Source organism: Enterobacter cloacae complex sp. HYC033_NIDB (genome assembly GCF_056673335.1).
Window position 1 is genome coordinate 1,418,961 of sequence record NZ_CP115123.1, and the last position, 18,948, is coordinate 1,437,908.

At 58.5% G+C, this 18,948-nt stretch carries 18 protein-coding genes; 3 read left to right on the forward strand and 15 right to left on the reverse strand.

Features of this window, described 5'->3' with window-relative positions:
• Positions 1–5: 5 nt before the first annotated feature.
• Positions 6–1,376: an NAD-dependent succinate-semialdehyde dehydrogenase gene (locus O1721_RS06710; protein WP_032647147.1), complete on the forward strand. Its 1,371-nt coding sequence runs from the start codon at positions 6–8 to the stop codon at positions 1,374–1,376.
• Positions 1,377–1,553: 177 nt separating this feature from the next.
• On the opposite strand, the gene O1721_RS06715 is transcribed toward O1721_RS06710, so the two are convergent.
• Positions 1,554–2,099 carry a YfaZ family outer membrane protein gene (locus O1721_RS06715; RefSeq protein WP_006810254.1) on the reverse strand — a complete coding sequence of 182 codons (546 nt, stop codon included), beginning with the start codon at positions 2,097–2,099 and terminating at the stop codon, positions 1,554–1,556.
• 411 nt (positions 2,100–2,510) lie between these two features.
• Here O1721_RS06715 and O1721_RS06720 point away from each other — a divergent pair, with 411 nt between their 5' ends.
• Positions 2,511–3,869, forward strand: a complete 1,359-nt coding sequence (locus tag O1721_RS06720; RefSeq protein ID WP_032647151.1) for an esterase-like activity of phytase family protein — start codon at positions 2,511–2,513, stop codon at positions 3,867–3,869.
• A gap of 55 nt (positions 3,870–3,924) precedes the next feature.
• Here the strand turns inward: O1721_RS06720 and yjiA are convergent, their stop codons facing one another.
• From yjiA to hpaG, 14 genes are all read right to left on the reverse strand, one after another.
• The gene (gene yjiA, locus O1721_RS06725; RefSeq protein ID WP_015572586.1) at positions 3,925–4,878 is read right to left on the reverse strand and encodes a GTPase; all 954 of its coding nucleotides are present in this window, start codon (positions 4,876–4,878) and stop codon (positions 3,925–3,927) included.
• A 10-nt stretch (positions 4,879–4,888) separates the two neighbouring features.
• Positions 4,889–5,092 (reverse strand): YbdD/YjiX family protein, encoded by a 204-nt coding sequence (locus O1721_RS06730; RefSeq protein ID WP_003856610.1) that lies wholly within the window; start codon positions 5,090–5,092, stop codon positions 4,889–4,891.
• Between the two features lie 65 nt (positions 5,093–5,157).
• Positions 5,158–7,311 carry a carbon starvation CstA family protein gene (locus O1721_RS06735; protein ID WP_017694565.1) on the reverse strand — a complete coding sequence of 718 codons (2,154 nt, stop codon included), beginning with the start codon at positions 7,309–7,311 and terminating at the stop codon, positions 5,158–5,160.
• 219 nt (positions 7,312–7,530) lie between these two features.
• On the reverse strand, positions 7,531–7,788 hold the full coding sequence (locus O1721_RS06740; protein WP_015572587.1) for an HTH domain-containing protein: 258 nt from the start codon (positions 7,786–7,788) through the stop codon (positions 7,531–7,533).
• Positions 7,789–7,908: 120 nt separating this feature from the next.
• Entirely contained in the window at positions 7,909–8,418 is a 510-nt protein-coding gene (locus tag O1721_RS06745) for a 4-hydroxyphenylacetate 3-monooxygenase reductase subunit (protein WP_015572588.1), read from the reverse strand.
• Between the two features lie 17 nt (positions 8,419–8,435).
• Positions 8,436–9,998, reverse strand: coding sequence for a 4-hydroxyphenylacetate 3-monooxygenase, oxygenase component (gene hpaB, locus O1721_RS06750; protein ID WP_010427196.1), 1,563 nt, complete (start codon positions 9,996–9,998; stop codon positions 8,436–8,438).
• A gap of 195 nt (positions 9,999–10,193) precedes the next feature.
• Positions 10,194–11,084: a 4-hydroxyphenylacetate catabolism regulatory protein HpaA gene (hpaA, locus tag O1721_RS06755; RefSeq protein WP_017383853.1), complete on the reverse strand. Its 891-nt coding sequence runs from the start codon at positions 11,082–11,084 to the stop codon at positions 10,194–10,196.
• Complete coding sequence (hpaX, locus tag O1721_RS06760; RefSeq protein WP_032647153.1) at positions 11,056–12,399, reverse strand: 4-hydroxyphenylacetate permease; 1,344 nt, start codon at positions 12,397–12,399, stop codon at positions 11,056–11,058. The genes hpaA and hpaX overlap by 29 nt, the downstream gene beginning before the upstream one ends.
• 21 nt (positions 12,400–12,420) lie before the next feature.
• On the reverse strand, positions 12,421–13,215 hold the full coding sequence (hpaI, locus tag O1721_RS06765) for a 4-hydroxy-2-oxoheptanedioate aldolase (protein WP_015572592.1): 795 nt from the start codon (positions 13,213–13,215) through the stop codon (positions 12,421–12,423).
• Positions 13,216–13,224: 9 nt separating this feature from the next.
• On the reverse strand, positions 13,225–14,028 hold the full coding sequence (hpaH, locus tag O1721_RS06770; RefSeq protein ID WP_015572593.1) for a 2-oxo-hept-4-ene-1,7-dioate hydratase: 804 nt from the start codon (positions 14,026–14,028) through the stop codon (positions 13,225–13,227).
• 154 nt (positions 14,029–14,182) lie between these two features.
• A complete protein-coding gene (locus O1721_RS06775) occupies positions 14,183–14,563 on the reverse strand; it encodes a 5-carboxymethyl-2-hydroxymuconate Delta-isomerase (RefSeq protein ID WP_032647157.1) in 381 nt (126 codons plus the stop codon).
• A 9-nt stretch (positions 14,564–14,572) separates the two neighbouring features.
• Complete coding sequence (hpaD, locus tag O1721_RS06780) at positions 14,573–15,424, reverse strand: 3,4-dihydroxyphenylacetate 2,3-dioxygenase (RefSeq protein ID WP_023295877.1); 852 nt, start codon at positions 15,422–15,424, stop codon at positions 14,573–14,575.
• 2 nt (positions 15,425–15,426) lie between these two features.
• On the reverse strand, positions 15,427–16,893 hold the full coding sequence (gene hpaE, locus O1721_RS06785) for a 5-carboxymethyl-2-hydroxymuconate semialdehyde dehydrogenase (protein ID WP_023303046.1): 1,467 nt from the start codon (positions 16,891–16,893) through the stop codon (positions 15,427–15,429).
• The gene (gene hpaG / locus O1721_RS06790) at positions 16,890–18,167 is read right to left on the reverse strand and encodes a 4-hydroxyphenylacetate degradation bifunctional isomerase/decarboxylase (RefSeq protein ID WP_032670602.1); all 1,278 of its coding nucleotides are present in this window, start codon (positions 18,165–18,167) and stop codon (positions 16,890–16,892) included. Before hpaG ends, hpaE begins: the two co-directional genes overlap by 4 nt.
• A 268-nt stretch (positions 18,168–18,435) precedes the next feature.
• Between hpaG and hpaR the strand changes: the two genes are divergently transcribed.
• Positions 18,436–18,876, forward strand: a complete 441-nt coding sequence (gene hpaR, locus O1721_RS06795) for a homoprotocatechuate degradation operon regulator HpaR (protein ID WP_017383846.1) — start codon at positions 18,436–18,438, stop codon at positions 18,874–18,876.
• Positions 18,877–18,948: the final 72 nt, after the last annotated feature.

An 18,948-nucleotide genomic window follows, 5' to 3' on the forward strand; every position in this document is an offset into this window, starting at 1 on the left:
TCGATATGGCTTACCAGACAGTAAATCCTGCCACGAACCAGCTCATCAAAGAATATCCCTCTCACACTGACGCAGACGTTGAAGCGGCGCTGAAGGCAGCCGATGCGCTCTATCACTCCGACTGGGCGAAAGGCGACATAAGCCAGCGCCTGCCGGTGCTGCATAAGCTGGCGGACCTGATCGACGAACGCGTGGAGGATCTGGCGAAAATCGCCAGTCAGGAGATGGGTAAGCTCATCGAACAAAGCCGTGGCGAAGTGAAGCTGTGCGCGCAAATCGCCCGCTACTATGCGGACAACGCGAAGCAGTTCCTGGCCCCGGTGAAGTATGACTCTGAACTCGGGGAAGCATGGGTTGAACATCACCCCATCGGCGTGCTGATGGCCGTCGAGCCATGGAACTTCCCGTACTATCAGCTGATGCGCGTTCTGGCGCCAAACCTGGCAGCGGGCAACCCGGTGATCGCCAAGCACGCCAGCATCGTGCCGCACTGTGCAGAGACCTTTGCACAGCTGGTACGTGAAGCGGGCGCGCCGGAAGGGGCGTGGACCAACCTGTTTATCTCGTCCGAACAGGTGGCGAACATCATCGCCGACGATCGCGTACAGGGGGCGGCGCTGACCGGTTCAGAAAAAGCGGGTAGCGTGGTTGCGGCACAGGCTGCGAAGCACATCAAAAAATCGACCCTGGAACTGGGCGGGAACGACGTGTTCGTGGTGCTGGACGATGCCGACCTGGATAAAGCCGTGAAGATCGGCGTTAACGCGCGGCTGAACAATGCCGGGCAGGTCTGTACCGCGGCGAAGCGCTTTATCCTGCATGAAAAGATTGCAGACGCCTTCCTGAGCAAATTCACCGAGGCGTTTAAGCAGGTGAAAATTGGCGATCCGCTGGACGAAAGCACCACGCTGGGGCCTTTGTCATCCAAAGACGCGCTGGAGACGCTAACTAAACAGGTTAACGAGGCGGTGAAAAATGGCGCGAAGCTGCACCATGGCGGCAAGCCGGTTCAGCGTGACGGAAGCTTCTTTGAGCCGACCATCCTGACGCATATCTCGCGTGATAACCCGGCGTACTTCGAGGAGTTCTTCGGTCCGGTAGCGCAGGTTTACGTGGTGAAAAGCGACGACGAAGCGGTCGCACTGGCTAACGATTCCCACTACGGTCTGGGCGGCGCGGTGTTCAGCCAGAACATCGAGCGCGCGAAGAAAATGGCGTCGCGCATTGAGACCGGGATGGTGTACATCAACTGGCTCACCGACACTGCGGCAGAGCTGCCGTTCGGCGGCGTAAAACGTTCGGGTTACGGACGCGAGCTGTCGGACCTGGGGATCAAAGAGTTTGTGAACCAGAAGCTGGTGGTCGTTCGCAAGTAATGCGGTAATAAAAAAAACCTGCCATCCGGCAGGTTTTTTATTAACGGTCGCATCGCCTTTCTTGCAGGGTGGCGCTGCGCTTACCCGGCCTACAATGTGCAATAATTTTAATACATTGCACCCTTCATTGTAGGCCCGTGCAAGCGTAGCGCCGCCGGGCGAAACGCGCAAACAGGCTTAGAAGGACACTCCACCGCCTACATATGCACCGTCGATCAGCGTGTGGTTTGGACGACCGTCTTTACCGTCTACGCTCACGTGGCGATAGCCCACTTTCAGCGTGACAGGTTTGACTGGCGTCCAGCTTACGCCGCCGTTAGCTTCAACATAGTTCTTCACGCTGTTGTTCAGGCCGTCTGGCGCTACATAACCTTCACCAAACACGTGAATGCTGTCCGTAAGCGCAACGTTAACGCCGCCGCCAATCGGGAATGCTACGCCGTTATCGCCTTTTTTCGGGCCGATGTAGATGGCTTTCGCGCCAGCGTTCAGCATCACCGGACCCACTTCCAGGTTGTAGCCTGCCCCAACGCCGCCGGTCTGGGTGCCGTCATCGGTGTTTTTCAGCCAGTTGCTCTCCGCATACAGGCCGGATGAGGATTTCCCCATTTCCAGATTGAGGTTAGTAAAGTTTTTACCCTGCTCAATGCTGCCACCCATGGCCAGTGCGGAGCCCGATACGGCGGTCAGAGCAGAAAGGATCAGGATGTTAAGTTTTTTCATGAGTGTTTCCTCGTCATTAAATTAATCTGAGGGCACCTTAACAAGCGATGCTTATGACTGCAAATGTGATAGGTCTCGCATTTATATGCTGTTCGTGTTGGGTTTTTGAATGGTAAATGTTGATGAATTGTTTATATGGCAAATCGTCAATGTCCAATACATTCGCGTTTAGGGACAGTTTACATTCCTGGCTAAACGTAAAATGAACGAGGCGAAAATAGTCCTTCGCCATGAATTAATTGGGTTTCTAATAATTTCCAAAAGTATTTCAGCTGACACAGATAAAGACAGAGGTTTACATTTCTGGTGATTGATATACGTCCGTACGCGCCGCTTCGTTGCCATTACATGTCATTTTTCTGACACGTTTCTTCATTACGTTGTTGGCTTCACTTACTGGATGCTAACAATATGAAAAGAAAAATTATTCCTGTGCTAATCGGTTGTGCGCTCTCTTTCTCTGGCCTGGCGGCACAGCCAACCGCGGAGCGCTACGTCGTCAGCTTTCCCGAAGGCGCGCATGTCAAATACAGCGGTGCGTTTGCCAGCGCATTCCCGAACGGGCTCCCGGTGGGGATGGGTTCGGGTTTGTTATTCACGGGCAAGCAGGGCGATGCGCTGACGTTTGCGACCGTGACCGATCGTGGTCCTAACGCGGATTCGCCAAAAATGGGGAAAAACGATGCCAAAATCTTTGTTACCCCGGATTTCGCCCCGCTGCTGATGACGATCCGTGTGCTAAACGGCAAAGCGGAGGCCGTGGACGCGCGACCGCTGCATGATGATAAAGGCGAGATCAACGGCCTGCCGCTGCAAAGCGGCGTGATTGGATCTACCAATGAAGTCGCGCTAAGCGACACCTTAAAAGTGCTGAAAGGCGATAACCGCGGGCTGGATACGGAAGGCATCACGCCGGACGGGAAGGGCGGTTACTGGCTGTGCGATGAGTATGGCCCGTTCCTGATTAACGTCGACAGTAAAGGTAAAATCCTCGCGATCCACGGTCCGCAGGCGACGGAAGGGGAGAAATCCATCGCGGGCGGTCTGCCAAACGTTATCAAATGGCGTCAGGCAAACCGGGGCTTTGAAGGGCTGACCCGCATGCCGGACGGACGCATTATCGCCGCCGTGCAAAGCACGCTGGATATCGACGGGAAGAGCAAAAAACAGGCGCTGTTTACGCGTCTGGTGAGCTTCGATCCGGCGACCGGGAAAACCGCGATGTATGGCTACCCTGTCGACAGCGCGGCCTACAGCAAAAACAGCGACGCCAAAATCGGCGACATAGTGGCGCTGGATAACCACACCATCCTGCTGATTGAACAGGGCGAGGATAAAAATGACGCAATGCGTAACCTCATCTACAGGGTTGATCTGAGCAAGGCGAGCGATCTGGCGGCCTTCGACAAGCCGGGCGAATACCCGGAGTTTGATGATGAGAAAACGCTGGCGCAGCGCGGCATCACGCTTGCGGAAAAAACGCAGGTGGTCGATCTGCGTGCGCTGGGCTGGCAGCAGGAAAAGGCCGAAGGGCTGGCGCTGATTGACAGCAAAACGCTGGCAGTGGCGAACGATAATGACTTTGGCGTGAAGGTGGCGATGCAGAAGCCAGTCGAAGGCAAGAAGCTCAAGGATTATCGGGTGAACGCGCAGGGGGCGCTGACGCTGGATGACAAACCGGTTGAAACCACCCTCAGCGTGAAGCCGTTGAAGAAACCGGAGTCCGACAGCGAGCTGTGGATTGTGACGCTGACGGAGGCGTTGAAATAAGTTTCCCCCTCACCCTAACCCCCTCCCCGCGAGGGGGAGGGGATGATCGGTGAGGTTATTTCTTCAGCCCCGCAAACGCTGCCCGAATTTCTTCTTCCGGCAGCTGTATTCCAATAAACACCATCACGCTGTGCGGCGCTTCATCGTCCCACGGGCGATCCCAGTCGGCGCTGTACAGGCGCTGCACGCCCTGGAACAGCAGGCGGTTCGGCTCGCCGTCGATCCACAGCATCCCTTTATAGCGCAGCAGCTTGTCGGCAAATGACAGCAGCAGGTTCTCCATCACGCGGGAGACCTCGCTGATGTCCACCGGGTAGTCCAGCTCCACCACAATCGACGTCACGTCGTTTTGCTTGTCGGACATAAAGTGGAAGCGCGGTTTCGCGGTGACGTTCTCTTCCAGCATAAAGCCGTTGGTGTTGAACAGCTGAGCGAGATCGATATCGCCATGCGTCACCGTGTAAATGGGCGCACGCGAGTTGATGCGCGTCAGGCGCTCGCGCAGTTTTTTGCTTTCACCCGCCACGTCGGTTTTGGTCAGCAGGATGCGGTCGGCGTAGCCAACCTGGGACTGGGCGATGGTGAACTGGTTCATCTGCTCGTCGGCATGGACCGCATCCACCAGAGCGATGACGCCGTCCAGCAGATAGCGCTGGCAAATGATCTCATGAGAGAAAAAAGTCTGAATAATCGGGCCGGGGTCGGCCATGCCGGTGCACTCGATCACCAGTCGGTCGAAGTCGATGTCACCGCGATCGCGGCTGTCGAGCAGGTCCAGCAGGGCGTCTTCTAATTCGTTAGAGCGGGTGCAGCAGATGCAGCCGTTGGTCAGGGTTTTGATCTGGGTGGCGCGGTCGCCAATCAGCTGATCGTCAACGGAGACTTCGCCAAATTCGTTTTCGATGACGGCGATTTTGAAGCCGTGCTGCTCGTTCAGAATGTGGCGCAGCAGGGTGGTTTTACCGGCGCCGAGGAAACCGGTCAGCAGGGTAACGGCAATCGGGGTCATGGTTTCTCCTTTAGCAGCAGCGGACGCCGCCTTCTCCACTTCCGCCGTAGCGCGCTTCCTGACGCTCGCGGAAGAATTCAGTGTAGGTCATGTACGGCTTATCCGGATGGTTGGTCTTCATATGCTCAACGTAGTTGTCATAGTCCGGAATGCCAATCAGCATTTTCGCCGCCTGACCGAGGTATTTTTTTGCTTCGCCTAAGTTACCAAACATTGAGGGTTCCAGATAGAAGAAGCCCGGTGACGCTACGCTTACCGGGCCTACAGTAACATGCTTAATTAATGGTGTGAGGAGGTCTTCACGCCGCCTTCCGGCACCGGTACGTACGGGGTCTCTTTGTCCGTACGGCCCTCAACGTTACGCACTTTCATCCAGGTTTTGATGCCGTAGAAGATAATGCTGTACACCACCACCAGGAACAGAATGCTCAGACCCGCGTTGGTGTAGTTGTTCACCACGATATGGTTCATGTTGGCAATCTGCTGCGCGGTCAGATCCGCGCCGCCTGCGGCAATCTTCTCTTTGTACTGGTTAGCCATGAAGAAGAAGCCTTCCAGCTGCGGGTTGGTGCTGAACAGTTTCAGACCCAGCGCCCAGGTAGTGCAGAGCAGCAGCCACAGCGCAGGCACCACGGTGACCCAGATGTATTTGGTGCGTTTCATCTTCACGAGGACAACGGTACCCAGCACTAGGGCCACAGCCGCCAGCATCTGGTTAGAGATACCGAACAGCGGCCACAGGCTCTTCACGCCGCCCAGCGGGTCAACAACGCCCTGATACAGCAGATAACCCCACAGGCCTACGCAGCCCGCAGTGCCCAGAACGCCGGCCACCAGAGAGTCGGTTTTCTTCAGGAATGGCACGAAGTTACCCAGCAGATCCTGCAACATGAAGCGGCCTGCACGCGTACCGGCATCCAGCGCGGTGAGGATGAACAGCGCTTCAAACAGAATGCCGAAGTGGTACCAGAAGCCCATGTCCGCCCACGGCAGCACTTTGTGGAACACGTGTGCGATACCCACCGCCAGCGTTGGCGCGCCACCTGCGCGGTTCAGCACGGACGGTTCGCCGATGTCTTTCGCTGTCTGCATGATCTGCTCGGGCGAAATCACGAAGCCCCAGGAGCTGACGGTCGCCGCCGCGTGCGCGCTGGCGTCTTTCAGCTGTGCCAGGATCAGCGCGGTATTTTCGCCGCCCATCTCATGCAGGTTTGGCATGGTAATGCCGAGACCCGCCGGCGGGGTGTTCATCGCAAAGTACAGGCCAGGCTCGATAATCGACGCCGCAACCAGCGCCATGATCGCCACGAAGGATTCCATCAGCATCGCGCCGTAACCGATGAAGCGCGCGTCGGTTTCGTTGGCCATCAGCTTCGGCGTGGTGCCGGAGGCGATCAGCGCGTGGAAGCCAGACACGGCACCGCAGGCAATGGTGATAAACAGGAACGGGAACAGGGCGCCTTTCCACAGCGGACCGGTACCGTCAATGTACTGCGTCACCGCCGGCATTTTCAGCTCCGGGTTGATGATCACAATACCAATGGCCAGCCCGACGATAACGCCGATTTTCAGGAAGGTTGCCAGGTAGTCACGCGGAGCCAGAATCAGCCACACCGGCAGCAGCGCTGAGATGAATGCGTAGCCGATCAGCGCGAAGGTGATGGTGGTGTCTTTAAAGGTCAGCGCCGGACCCCAGTACGGGTCGTGCGCAATCACGCCGCCGAAGTAGATGGAGGCGACCAGCAGCACGATACCGATGATCGACACCTCGCCAACGCGGCCAGGGCGCAGGAAGCGCATGTAGATGCCCATGAACAGCGCAATCGGTACGGTAGAGCAGACGGTGAAGACGCCCCACGGACTTTCGGCCAGCGCTTTCACCACGATCAGGGCCAGCACCGCCAGGATGATGATCATGATCAGGAAGCAGCCGAACAGGGCGATCGTGCCTGGCACGCGGCCCATCTCCTCTTTGATCATTTCGCCCAGCGACGAACCGTTACGGCGCGAGGAGATAAACAGCACCATAAAGTCCTGCACCGCTCCCGCCAGCACCACGCCCGCCAGCAGCCAGAGCGTACCCGGCAGGTAGCCCATCTGCGCAGCCAGCACCGGACCGACCAGCGGACCCGCGCCTGCAATGGCGGCGAAGTGGTGACCAAACAGCACGTAACGGTTGGTTGGCACGTAGTTCAGGCCGTCGTTGTTAATAACCGCCGGCGTGGCGCGCGTCGGGTCGAGCTTCATAACCTTCTGCGCGATGTACAAGCTGTAGTAGCGATAAGCCACAAGGTAGACGGAAACCGACGCGACCACGATCCACAGGGCGCTGACGTGCTCGCCCCGGCGTAATGCGACAACCGCCAGACAGAAAGCACCGATGATCCCGAGGATGGCCCAGGGCACGTGCTTAAGTAGTTTTTTAGTATCCATAATAAGACCTGGTTTTTTATGTAAAGAAAAAAGGGTCAGGGTTCGTTGTGAGGAGGTATTGATTAATGCTGGAGCGATCGTGCCAGATCCTCGCGCGTGTAAAGCACGGTAAATGGGTGAGTGGTTGAAAGCGATGCGTGAGCGGTCAAAAGCGAGGGTGAGTGGTTAAGGCTCACCCCCGGTGGGAGAAAATATGTGATTGAGATCACTGAGAATAATCTAGCCCTGTGGACTTTTGTCGTTCGCTTCAGGGTAGTGTACGCAGCGGCAGGGCTGATACGCGGGCAGCAGCTGATAGCGCCCTTTGCCGTCGTGTTCAATAATCGGGGAAAGCGCCTGTAAATCGCGGTACACCGTGCGTTCGGTAATGCCAAATTTTTGCATCAGATCGCGGCGATTAACGCTTCCGTTGCGGTGCAGGGCAATAATGATTTCAACCAGACGTTCAGCCGAGCGGCTTCGGGGTGAAGGGGCCATAAGACTTTCCAGCGTTAAGGGGGCGGCTGACGACGTTGCCAGCCGCCCCGGAAAATTTATCTTATGGATAGTTAACGGCGCACCTTTGCGGAAACCTTAGCGTTTTTTTGTGCAACGGGATCAAATCGCGGCTTCCATCTCCATCATCACCGGGTGGAAACGGCGTTTGAAGTAGATCAGGCCGTGCCCCTCGCTGCTGAGGATGATGTTCTTAATCTCTACAAGGTAGACCAGATGGGTGCCGATGGTTTGCACCTGGGATATCTCACCTTCCAGGCTTGCCAGAGCGCCTTTCAGCACCGGCTGCGCCAGCGGTCCTTTCTGCCAGCAGGAGAGAGCAAAGCGCTCCTCCATTGCCATGCCGGTCATCCCGGCAAAGTGGCGGGCCATGATCTCCTGCTCGTGGTTCAGCACGTTGACGCACAGTCTGCCGTTGCCCTGGAAGACCGGGTTCATGGCGCTGTTGGCGTTGATGCAGACCATGACCGAGGGCGGGGTGTCCGTGACCGAACAGACGGCGGTGGCGGTAATGCCGCAGCGACCCGCATCGCCCTCGGTAGTGACCACATTCACCGCCGCCGACAGGCTGGCCATCGCGTCTCGAAAACGCAGGCGTTCTTCAGATTGCATTGAAACCTCCCGCTGCGTTATTTCAGCAGCTTATCCAGCATGTTGATATCAGTGTTGTTGTGCAGGTGCGGTACGGTCCAGCCGTGCTGGTCGTACTCGGACATGCAGCGGTCAACCATCGCCATCATCTTGTCCATGTTGCCGGAGCTTTGCGCCTGACGCAGGCATTGCAGGCGGATCTCATCCTGGCTACCGGAGTAGTTGATTTCGTACAGCTCGTGACGTCCACCAAACTCGCTGCCGATGGCATCCCACATCAGTTTCAGAATCTTGATGCGTTCGACATGATCCATCCCGTTGGAGCCGCGCACGTACTTCGCCAGGTACTGGTCGATCTGCGGGTTGTTCAGGTCCCGCGCGCTGGACGGCAGGTAGATCAGCCCGGAGGTCACGTTACGTTCGATGATGTTCTTGATCTTCGCATAGGCCATGGGTGCCATCACGCGGTAAGTCTGTAACGCCGCGTGGTCAGGCAGATACGCGCCGTTTACCCACGGAGTGGCTTCGGAGCACATGGAGTCGCTCAGCGCCCAGAACATGTTGCGCCACGCCACCACTTCGCCGAGATCCGCCTGCACGCCGCGGAACTCGAGGGTGCCGGTACACTCCAGCGACTTCTTCAGCAGAGCGGTGATGAAGTCGAGCTTCACTGCCAGACGCACGCAGGCCTGAAGCGGGTACATGCGGGCGAAGCCACCTTCCATCGTCCAGCGACGGCAGCGGTCGAAATCACGGTAGATCAGCACGTTTTCCCACGGGATCAGCACATGATCCATTACCAGAATGGCGTCGTTCTCGTCAAAGCGGCTGGAGAGCGGGTAGTCGTACGGAGAGCCTGTCGCCCCTGCCACCATCTCGTATGAGGCGCGGGAGATCAGCTTCACCCCTTCGGCATCCATCGGCGCGACGAACATCAGCGCGAAGTCCGGATTTTCCCCCATCACCTGCGCGGAGCCGAAGCCGATCATGTTGTAGTGGGTCAATGCCGAGTTGGTGGCCACCACTTTCGCGCCGCTGACGATGATCCCGGCGTCGGTCTCTTTCTCCAGCTTGATGTAAACGTCTTTCACCTCGTCCGCCGGTTTATGGCGATCGATCGGCGGGTTGACGATGGCGTGGTTAAAGTACAGGCCGGTTTCCTGAATACGGGTGTACCAGTTGCGGGCGTTCTGCTCGAACTGACCGTAGAAGGCAGGGTTAGCGCCGAGCGCGCAGCCGAACGCGGCTTTGTAGTCCGGCGTACGCCCCATCCAGCCGTAGCTCAGGCGCGACCACTCGGCGATGGCGTCACGCTGCTGGCGCAGATCGTCGGCACTTTTCGCCACGCGGAAGAATTTATGGGTATAGCCGCCGCTGCCGGTATCGGTACCCCAGCAGAGGGTATCCTGCATGTCTGGCTTGTGCAGGGCATCGTACATCTGGGCGATGGACGCCGCCGCATTGCGAAATGCCGGGTGGGTAGTGACGTCCTTAACGCGCTCGCCGTAGATATAAATCTCACGGCCATCTTGCAGGCTTTTTAAATACTCTTCACCGGTTAACGGACGTTTGGCATCAGCGCGGAAATCTTCAGGCTTCATAGGGACCTCGTATCGGAAGATGGTTGTTAAATTTATGTTTTGTTTTTGTTGTTTAATTGAAGCGTGAGAGGGGCGGAACGTGAAGGGACGATTGGGACAACGGCAGGTACTTTTCGGGTGAGAGGTGGTTTTGTGATCTGTGCGGCTTTTCGGCGGGTGGCGCTGCGCTTACCCGCCCTACGAACCGTTATGCGTTCAGGAAACCGGTACTTTCTGCGCCCGGTATGCACTGGGTGAACACCCCGTCAGTCGGTTAAAAAAACGGGCGAAATAGGCCGGATCTTTAAACCCCAGCTGCCAGGCAATTTCGCTCACTGTGCTGTCGGAAAACAGCAGCAAACGCCTGGCTTCCCGCAGCTGGCGGTCGAAGATCAGCCGTTTCGGCGAGCGGTTGGCGAAGCGGCGACAGATATCGGTCAGGCGAGATTCGGTGAGATGCAATTCGCTGGCATACTCCGGAACCGTCCAGTGCTCGTGGTAATGAGCATCTGTCAGCTGGTTAAAGCGCTGAAAAAGCTTCAGCTCACCGCGCATGCCGCCTGACGCGTGGTCGTCGAGCTTCGCGTTGCGCAGCAGCAGGGTAAAAACGGCCTGGGCCAGCAGGACCAGCGTATGCTCGCGACCGGGCAGTTGTTCCGTGGATTCCCGGGCAATCAGCTGCCAGTAGTGCTTCAGCGCCGCCAGCTCGTCAGGCCTGTCGGCAAGCGACAGGCAGATCCCCGGCAGGCCGAACGCTTCCCGCGTACCGGGGTAGAGCACTTCTAACAGCGGCCAGATGAGATCCTCGCGCACCGTCAGCACGTGGCCGTCGCTGTCGGATTCGGTAATAAACGCGTGCGGCACCGACGGTGGCGTTAGCACGAACAGCGGCGCCTGCACCGAGTAACGGTGGTCGTCGAGCTGGAGCTCAATCTGCCCGGTGTCGAGAAAATGCATCTGAAAATACTGGTCGTGGCGGTGCGCCTGCATGTCGCGGCCAAAAAAGGCCGCCATGCGGGCGAACGACTGGTAGTGCACATCGTCGGTGCCCAGACTTTCGTCGTAATCCTTGCTGATATCAATGTTGGCGATGGGGCTCTGGCACATGATCTTTCCTCTGTTGATCCCGCTGCGTCATCGGAATGCGCGTCAGCACCAGCGCGCCCACCACCAGCAGACCCGCCACGAACCACAGTCCCGAGCTGAAGCTGCCGGTCGCGTCGCGCAGAATACCTATCAGCAATGGGCTGACGGCAGACCCGACGTTGCCGATGGCGTTGATCACCGCCAGCGCCACCGCGCGGGATTGCAGGCTAATAACCTGATCCGGCGTGGTCCAGAATATCGCCATGGCGGTAAACGATCCGGTTGAGGCCATGATGATGCCAAGCAGCTGGATCAGGCTGTGATCGGTCGCCGAGGCCAGCATCCATCCCGCCGCTGCAAACAGATACGGCAGGATGGTGTGCTTTTTTCGCTCTTTCAGCCTGTCGGAGCGGCGGCTCCACCAGATCATCCCGAGGATGGTGCAAAACTGCGGAATCGCCGCCAGCAGGCCAATCACGATATTGCTGCTGCCGGTGTTGAAGCTTTGCAGGATCTGCGGCGTCCAGATGTTGATCGCGCTCAGCGTATTCGTCAGGCAGAAGTAGGCCAGCGTGTAGAGCAGCACGGCGGGCGTCAGCACCTCGCGCAGCGTCGAGCGCGGCGTGGCGGCGTGCGCAATGGCCAGCTCCTGTTCGCGGGCGATCATCGTTTTGAGTGCCTGCTTTTCGTCATCATCCAGCCAGGTGGCCTGATCCGGGGTGTCGTTAAGGTAGAACCAGGTCACCACGCCGAGCACCACCGATGGCAGCCCCTCCAGCAGGAACAGCCACTGCCAGCCCTTCAGGTTCCACAGCCCGTCCATCGCCAGAATGTACCCGGAGAGGATCGAGCCGAGCATCATGGTCACCGGCATGGCGATCATAAACAGCGCGTTGGCGCGGGCGCGGTGATACGCCGGGAACCACCAGGTGAGATAGACCAGAATGCCTGGCAGGAAACCGGCTTCGGCAATGCCCACCAGCATGCGCAGGACATAAAGCGTTTCGGGGCTGGTGGCGAACATGGTGCAGGTAGAGGCGATGCCCCACACCACCATGATCCCGGCGATCCAGCGGCGGGCGCCGACCTTCGCCAGCATGATGTTGCTGGGGATACCGCACAGCACGTAGGTCACGTAAAACAGCGTCGCGGCCAGGCCAAACATGGTTGACGTGAGGCCCAGATCTTTGCCCATCGTCAGCCCGGCAAAGCCGATGTTGATGCGATCGAGAAACGAGAAAACAAACAGGATAAAAAGAAACACGATCAAACGACGGAACAGCTTATTAATAACGCGATGTTCAACAGCTTTATTATGCAGGGTTGAGGTCGTCATGTTGCGCTCCACATCGTACGTTTAGTAGACGGATTTATTGTTATCAACTGCTGTGGTGACGTCGGTAAAGCGGGCCGCCAGCGCTTCGGCGCTGCGGGCGAGCAGGGTGGTATCCACGCCGACCGCGACAAACAACGCGCCGAGGCTGAGATAGCGTTTTGCCAGCTGTTCATTCGCCATCAGGATGCCGGGCGCTTTGCCCGCGCTGAGGATCTGCGCGATCGCCTGTTCAATGGCGGCCTGCACCTCCGGGTGCTGCGGATTACCGGCGAAGCCCATGTCGGCGCTCAGATCCGCCGGGCCGATAAACACGCCGTCCACCCCTTCCACGTCCAGGATCTGCGGCAGGTTTTTCAGCGCCTCGCGAGTTTCGATTTGCACCAGCACGCACATGGCGTCGTTAGCCTGATGCAGATACTCCGGGATGCGGTTCCAGCGCGACGCCCGCGCCAGCGCGCTGCCGACGCCGCGAATGCCGGCAGGCGGATAGCGGGTGGCGCTGACCGCCAGACGGGCTTCGTCGGCGTTTTGCACCATCGGCACCAGCAGGGTTTGCGCCCCCACGTCCAGCAGCTGCTTGATCTGCACCGGATCGTTCCACGATGGGCGCACCACCGGCTGGCTGGGATAAGGGGCGATGGCCTGGAGCTGAGTCAGGACGGTCTGCACGCTGTTCGGCGCGTGCTCCCCGTCGATCAGCAGCCAGTCAAAACCGGCCCCGGCCAGTAGCTCAGCGCTGTAGCTGCTGGTCAGCCCCAGCCACAGGCCGATTTGCGGCTTTCCGGCTTTCAGCGCGGTCTTAAATGCGTTTTCCATGGTGCACTCCTACACAAAGCGGCAACTGATGGAGCCCATGTTGCCGTAGTCGACGTGGAAGGTGTCGCCTCTGCTGGCGGCAACCGGGCGGGTAAACGAGCCGCCGAGGATGATCTGGCCTGGCTCAAGCTGCACGTCGTATGGCGCGAGTTTGTTCGCCAGCCACGCCACGCCGTTTGCCGGGTGGTTAAGCACGCCTGCGGCGACCCCGGTCTCTTCGATCACACCGTTGCGGTAGAGCAGGGCGGAGATCCAGCGCAGATCCAGCTCGTCGGGTTTAATCGGGCGGCCGCCGAGGATCACGCCCGCGTTGGCGGCGTTATCGGAGATGGTGTCGAACACCTTGCGCGGGCGCTGGGTTTCCGGGTCAACGTTATGGCAGCGGGCGTCGATCAGCTCCAGGGCGGGGATGACGTAATCCGTGGCGTTGTAGACGTCGAAGATCGTGCAGTTCGGGCCGCGCAGCGGTTTTGCCAGCACGAAGGCCAGCTCCACTTCGATGCGCGGGACGATAAAGCGATCCACGGGGATGTCGCTGCCGTCGTGGAAGAACATATCGTCCAGCAGCGCGCCGTAGTCCGGCTCGCTGATCTGCGAGCTGGCCTGCATCGCTTTGGAGGTGAGGCCGATCTTGTGGCCTTTCAGCACGCGGCCTTCGGCGATTTTCAGGCTCACCCATTCGCGCTGGACGGCGTAGGCGTCTTCAATGGTGATCTCCGGGTACTCCAGCGAGATCGCGCGGATCTGCTCCCGGGATTGTTCCGCCTGATGCAGGCGGTGGGCGATCAGGGTATGGGTGTGTTTGTCGAGCATGGCGTATCCTTTGTGCGGCTGTTGCCGGGTGGCGCTTCGCTTACCCGGCCTACGGTTCGGTGCTGCTGTTGCCGGGTGGCGCTGCGCTTACCCGGCCTACGGTTTGGGGCCGTTGTAGGCCCGGTAAGCGCAGCGCCACCGGGCGAGCAAACGGCTACTTAAACAACGCGTGCACGTTGTTCTGCTTGTAATTAAGCGTCGGGTGCAGCTCGTCGAGCTCGAACGACAGCGCCAGATACCGGCTGTTCATCAGCGCTGCGAAATGATCTTTAATCAGCGCAAACAGCATTTCACCGACCTCTTCCCGGCTTTCCAGGCTGCGCCCCGCGCCGATCTTCAGCGTCATATGCACAAAGGCGTAATCGTGCTTACCGTCTGCCATCTGCCAGGTGTCCAGCCAGTGGGCGCGGCTGCGGATGCCGCCGATGGGGAAGATGCCCGTGGCGGCGAGCGCCTCGTTCACTTTGGCGAACAGCCCTGGCAGGTCGGCTTGCTCGCGGATGTTGTCGGTACATTCAGCAATAAAATGCGGCATGGTGGCTCCTTACGCGGGCAGCGGGAAAACGGCGTTGACCTGGCCGGTGCCGGAGCTGGCGAACAGCTCGGTGAGAAACTCCACCTTACCGTCGTATTTGTCCCAGCCGAGCATCCCCAGCAGCATCACCGTGTCGTGCATATTGCCCTCGCCGTAGCAGTAGTCGGCGTACTCCGGCAGCATGCTGCAAAACTCCTTGAACTGACCCTCGCGCCACAGCTTCACCACGCGCTCGTCCATCTGACGGTCAAACTCGCGGGTGTAGCTGTTCATCCCTTCCTCCGCGCGCTGGTCGTCGATAAAGCGGTGCGACAGCGAGCCGCTGGCGAGCACTGCCACGGTGCCGTCATATTTTTCGATGGCGCTGACGATGGCCTCGCCCAGCCTGCGGCTGTCGGCGAAGTCGTGAACCGTGCAGAACGCCGAGATGGAGACCACTTTGAAGTGCTTATCCGCGTTCATGTAGCGCATCGGCACCAGCGTGCCGTACTCCAGCTTCAGGCTCGGGATGTTGTGCGCCTTGGCGCGCACGCCAAGCTTCACCGCTTCGTCGGCAATCAGCTGGCCGAGTTCCGGGTTGCCGTTGTAGTCGTAGGTCATATCGCGAATAAAATGCGGCAGCTCGTTGCTGGTGTAGACGCCCGAAAAATGGTCCGCGCAGTTGATGTGATACGCGCTGTTCACCAGCCAGTGGGTGTCGAAGACGATAATGGTGTCCACGCCCAGCTCGCGGCAGCGCTTGCTGATCTCTTTATGCCCGTCGATGGCCGACTGGCGGCAGCCGTGGTTTTTGCCCGGCAGTTCAGAGAGATACATTGACGGAACGTGTGTGATTTTTGCCGCTAACGCTAATTTTCCCATGATCAGATCCCCCACTTTGGAATCGGATGGTCGCCCATGGAGATGCAGACGTTTTTCATCTCCGCGAAGACCTCGAAGCTGTACTCGCCGCCCTCACGCCCGGTGCCGGAGGCCTTCACGCCGCCAAACGGCTGGCGCAGGTCGCGCACGTTCTGGGTGTTGACGAACACCATGCCCGCTTCGATGCTGCGCGCCAGACGCAGCACTTTGCTGACGTCCTGGGTCCAGATGTAAGATGCCAGGCCGTACTCCACGTCGTTCGCCAGGCGCAGGCCTTCCGCTTCATCCTTAAACGGCAGCAGGCAGGCCACTGGCCCGAAGATCTCTTCCTGCGCCACGCGCATGCGGTTATCGACATCCGCCAGCACGGTCGGGCGCAGGAAGTTGCCGCCTTTCAGGTGCGCAGGCAGATCGGTCGGTTTGTCCGGGCCGCCCGCCAGCAGGGTTGCCCCCTCTTCAATGCCGAGGCGGATGTAGCCGGAGACTTTTTCCCAGTGCTGCTGGCTGATGAGCGCGCCAATCTGGGTGTTCGGATCGGTCGGGTCGCCCACGCGCAGGCGGTTGGCGCGCTCGGCAAAGCGTTTGACGAACTCCGGGTAGATGCTCTGCTGGATGAAGATGCGCGAGCCGGCGGTGCAGCGTTCGCCGTTGATGGAGAAGATGGTAAACAGGGCGGCGTCCAGCGCGCGCTCAATGTCCGCGTCTTCAAAAATCAGCACCGGCGATTTGCCGCCCAGCTCCATGGAATACTTCTTCAGCCCGGCGTTTTTCATGATGTTGCGCCCGGTGGCGGTACCGCCGGTGAAGGAGACGGCGCGCACGTCATGATGACGCACCAGCGCGTCGCCCGCCGTGGCGCCATAGCCCTGCACCACGTTGAGCACGCCCGCCGGAATGCCCGCTTCGAGGGCCAGCTCGCCCAGACGGTCGGCGGTCAGCGGGGAGAGTTCAGACATCTTCAGCACCGCGGTATTCCCTAAGGCCAGGCACGGCGCGACCTTCCAGGTGGCGGTCATAAACGGCACGTTCCACGGCGACACCAGCGCGCAGACACCCACCGGCTGCACCAGGGTGTAGTTGAGCATCTTGTCGTCGACCGGGTAGGTTTTGCCGTTCATCTGCTGGCACACCTCGGCGAAGAACTCGAAGTTGTGCGAGGCGCGCGGAATGAGCACGTTTTTGGTCTGGTGGATCGGCAGGCCGGTGTCGGCGGTTTCCATCGCGGCAATGTCCGGCACGTTCTGGTCAATCAGATCCCCCAGGCGACGCATCAGGCGCGCGCGCTCCTTCATCGGCAGGTTGGCCCATTTCGGAAACGCCTCTTTGGCGGCGGCAACGGCCTGATGGATTTCGGCTTCGCCGCCGGAGGCCACTTCTGCCAGCACCTCGCCGGAGGCCGGGTTGGTGGTGTGGAAGTACTCACTTCCGGCGACGTTTTTACCGTTGATCCAGTGGTTAATCTTTTTCATTTTGCAGTCTCCTCACTGACAATTCGGTTTACCAGACGGCCTACGCCTTCCACTTCCACCACCACCTCATCGCCCGGCACCACGTCGGACAGCCCCTTCGGCGTGCCGGTGGCAATCATGTCGCCCGGTTGCAGGGTCATAAAATCGCTCAGATACGCAATTAAGTAGGGGATGCTGAAGATCAGGTCTGCTGTGGTGCCTTCTTGACGCAGTTCACCGTTGACGTAGGTGCGAAGACGAAGGTTGTGCGGGTCAGGAATGGCTTCTTTTGGCACTACGTTCGGGCTGATGGGGGTCAGCCCGTCGCGGCTTTTCACCCGCAGGTTCGGGCGATAGTAGTTTTCGAGATAATCGCGGATGGCGTAATCGTTGCACACCGTATAGCCCGCCACGTAGTCCATCGCCTCGGCTTCGCTGACCTTGCGCGCGGTTTTGCCGATGACCACCACCAGCTCCGCTTCGTAATGCATGTACTCGATATTGTTCGGGCGCACCGACGTCTGGTTGTCGCCGTTAAAGGTGTTTGGCGCTTTGATAAACACCAGCGGCTCGGTGGGTGGCTTGAAGTCCAGCTCGCTGGCGTGGTCGGCATAGTTCAGACCGAGGGCAAACAGCGTGGCGTGCGGCGGCGTGCGCGAAGCGATGGCAACGTCGCGTTCCTCCACCACCGGGTTTTCCAGCGGCGGAAATCCTTCTGCCAGAATACGTACCCGATCGCCCGGGCGAACTTCGACGCGGCTTTGCGGAGTGCCGAGCAATATCGCATCGCCGGGGTTCAGGGTGGCAAATTCGCTCAGGGCGCTCAGCAGTTCGGCGGCGTTGCGGTGCAGATCGGCCGTGTTCCAGTGGTCCGCTTCGCGGCCGTTGATCTCGGTGATGATGGTCAGATTATCCACGTTATCAACGGCGACAGGTTCGCCGAGCGGGCAAAATCCATCCCGGCATTTGGCCTTGATCGCCGGACGGTAGAAGCTCTCTTCCGGCAGGCTGATTTCGTTAGCCAGCGCGTAGCCGGCGATGTACGCCGCCGCCTCTTCAACGCGTACTTTGCTGGCGGTTTTGCCCACCACCAGCGCCACCGTCGCGCCGCTTAACACGGTTTCTCCCTGCGGGAAGGGGATCGGTTCGCCTGCGCGGATAACAGTGTTATGTGGCTTGATAAACCACACCGCCGTTTTTGGCGGCGCGTTATAGGGGGCTTTTTCAAACGCCTCAGCCCAGGCCACACGCTGGCTTTGGTGGTTTAGCGCTACGGCAAAAACAGTACCTTTCATTCCCATACTCCTCAAACCGGCTGTCCGGTTTTGATTTCATTAATATGTTAATGATCTGGTTTTATGCTTTTGCTGTTCGTTTCGCAATCAGAAGTGAATAATTTGTGATGCAAATAACAATAAATTTACATAAAAGGGTTAATTGATATTTAAATCAATAAGTTAAAAAAATAGCTTTGTTTCTGTTAGACTTTTTGGGTTAAAACGTGTTGTCTATAAAAGCATCTGTTTTTAATTGTTTATTTGTTAATGATGTAAGGGGTAGATGATGCATGACTCATTAACCATCGCGCTGTTGCAGGCGCGTGAAGCGGCGATGGGCTACTTCCGCCCGATAGTGAAGCGGCATAATCTGACCGAGCAGCAGTGGCGTATCGTCCGCGTGCTGGCCGAGCATCCCTCCATGGATTTTCACGATCTGGCGTTCCGCACCTGCATTTTGCGCCCCAGCCTGACCGGCATTCTGACGCGGATGGAGCGCGACGGTCTGGTGCTGCGCTTAAAACCGGTAACTGACCAGCGCAAGCTGTACGTGTCGCTGACGAAGGAAGGCAACGCGCTGTACCAGCGTGCTCAGGCTCAGGTGGAAGAGGCGTACCAGCAGATTGAGGCGGAATATACGCCTGAGAAGATGAAGCAGCTCACGGCGCTGCTGGAAGAGTTTATTGAACTTGGAAACCGACATATCGCCGCGAGGGACGAAGCGTAAAAACCCTAAATTCCAGGATGATTTTCGTAAAGTTTTCTCATGCCAGGCCGAATATTCTGTATCTGCCTGAGG

Excerpts from the sequence above, each read along its gene's own strand:
- O1721_RS06720 (WP_032647151.1), top strand. The coding sequence starts at position 2,511 with ATGAAAAGAAAAATTATTCCTGTGCTAATCGGTTGTGCGCTCTCTTTC.
- hpaR (WP_017383846.1), top strand. The coding sequence starts at position 18,436 with ATGCATGACTCATTAACCATCGCGCTGTTGCAGGCGCGTGAAGCGGCG.
- O1721_RS06710 (WP_032647147.1), top strand. The coding sequence starts at position 6 with ATGGCTTACCAGACAGTAAATCCTGCCACGAACCAGCTCATCAAAGAA.
- O1721_RS06715 (WP_006810254.1), bottom strand. The coding sequence starts at position 2,099 with ATGAAAAAACTTAACATCCTGATCCTTTCTGCTCTGACCGCCGTATCG.
- hpaI (WP_015572592.1), bottom strand. The coding sequence starts at position 13,215 with ATGGAAAACGCATTTAAGACCGCGCTGAAAGCCGGAAAGCCGCAAATC.
- hpaA (WP_017383853.1), bottom strand. The coding sequence starts at position 11,084 with ATGTGCCAGAGCCCCATCGCCAACATTGATATCAGCAAGGATTACGAC.
- hpaB (WP_010427196.1), bottom strand. The coding sequence starts at position 9,998 with ATGAAGCCTGAAGATTTCCGCGCTGATGCCAAACGTCCGTTAACCGGT.
- hpaE (WP_023303046.1), bottom strand. The coding sequence starts at position 16,893 with ATGAAAAAGATTAACCACTGGATCAACGGTAAAAACGTCGCCGGAAGT.
- O1721_RS06745 (WP_015572588.1), bottom strand. The coding sequence starts at position 8,418 with ATGCAATCTGAAGAACGCCTGCGTTTTCGAGACGCGATGGCCAGCCTG.
- hpaG (WP_032670602.1), bottom strand. The coding sequence starts at position 18,167 with ATGAAAGGTACTGTTTTTGCCGTAGCGCTAAACCACCAAAGCCAGCGT.
- O1721_RS06775 (WP_032647157.1), bottom strand. The coding sequence starts at position 14,563 with ATGCCGCATTTTATTGCTGAATGTACCGACAACATCCGCGAGCAAGCC.
- yjiA (WP_015572586.1), bottom strand. The coding sequence starts at position 4,878 with ATGACCCCGATTGCCGTTACCCTGCTGACCGGTTTCCTCGGCGCCGGT.
- hpaH (WP_015572593.1), bottom strand. The coding sequence starts at position 14,028 with ATGCTCGACAAACACACCCATACCCTGATCGCCCACCGCCTGCATCAG.
- O1721_RS06735 (WP_017694565.1), bottom strand. The coding sequence starts at position 7,311 with ATGGATACTAAAAAACTACTTAAGCACGTGCCCTGGGCCATCCTCGGG.
- hpaX (WP_032647153.1), bottom strand. The coding sequence starts at position 12,399 with ATGACGACCTCAACCCTGCATAATAAAGCTGTTGAACATCGCGTTATT.
- hpaD (WP_023295877.1), bottom strand. The coding sequence starts at position 15,424 with ATGGGAAAATTAGCGTTAGCGGCAAAAATCACACACGTTCCGTCAATG.
- O1721_RS06740 (WP_015572587.1), bottom strand. The coding sequence starts at position 7,788 with ATGGCCCCTTCACCCCGAAGCCGCTCGGCTGAACGTCTGGTTGAAATC.
- O1721_RS06730 (WP_003856610.1), bottom strand. The coding sequence starts at position 5,092 with ATGTTTGGTAACTTAGGCGAAGCAAAAAAATACCTCGGTCAGGCGGCG.